The sequence below is a fragment of the Frankia sp. CcWB2 genome (assembly GCF_977927585.1).
Genome location: NZ_CDWRCM010000035.1, coordinates 1 through 990, shown reverse-complemented (window position 1 = coordinate 990; position 990 = coordinate 1). Strand labels below are relative to the sequence as shown.

Annotated in this window: 1 protein-coding gene; it reads left to right on the top strand. The window is 72.2% G+C overall.

Going from position 1 to position 990, the window contains the following annotated elements:
- On the top strand, positions 1-990 hold a 990-nt coding region (locus ACY45C_RS05910), incomplete at both ends, for a potassium channel family protein (protein WP_462186654.1).

Here is a 990-nt window from a genome sequence, read left to right as displayed (position 1 = left end):
GGCATGCCTTCCGGGCCCGCTATGGCGATCTGACCCCGATCTCGCTGCGCCGCGCGGGGGCGCGCCTCCCCGAGCTCTGCCCGCCCCGCGACGTCTCGCTGCGCCCCGGCGACCGGCTGACGCTCCTCGGGCGGCTGTCGGAGTTCCACGAGCGGGGCATGACGGTCGCGGGCCTGCACGACGCGCGGCTGTTCGCCGCGCTGGCCGGCGGCTCGGCCGATCATGGCGATCCCGGCGAGCCCCGGGGGGTTCGGGGGGTCTGGCGGGGTACGGTGGCCAGGTTCCGGGAGATCGTCTCGATGATCCGTGGGGAGCTCGACCCACCCTTCCGGTTCGCGCTCGCCGCCGTACTGACGGTCATGATGGTCGGTACGGTTGTGTTGTGGTTGACCTACGCCAGCCACAATGAGTCCGCACCCGCCGAGTTCGGCCCGCTGGACGCGCTCTACCTCACGGTCGCGACGATGGCCACGGTCGGCTACGGCGACTTCAACTTCGGCGCCGCCGACGAGTGGCTGCAGATGTTCGGCATCGGACTGATGCTGCTTGGCGCCCTGTCGATCGCCGTCGTCTATGCGTTCATTACCAACATCATCATCGGCCGTCGGTTGGAGCGGGTGATGAGACGCGGGCGGGCCGGAGCGGTGCGTGGCCATGTCATCCTATGCGGGCTCGGCTCGGTGGGGGTCGCCACGATGAACGGCCTGGTGCGCGCGGGCCGGCATGTGGTGGTGATCGAGCGTGACGAGAACAACCGGTACCTGCCCGTCGCCCGTGAACGTGGGGTGCCCGTGATCATCGGGGACGCCACCGTCCGCTCGACGCTGCTGGAGGCCGGCCTCGCCCATGCCGCCACGATCGCCGTGCTCACCAGCGACGACGTCGCGAACCTGGAGGCCGTGCTGTCGGCCCGGGAGGCGCACGAGGAGTTGCGGGGGGCGCGGGCGGCCCGCAGCGCCGCCCGGCGGGGCGCCCGGCGGGGCGGCGGGC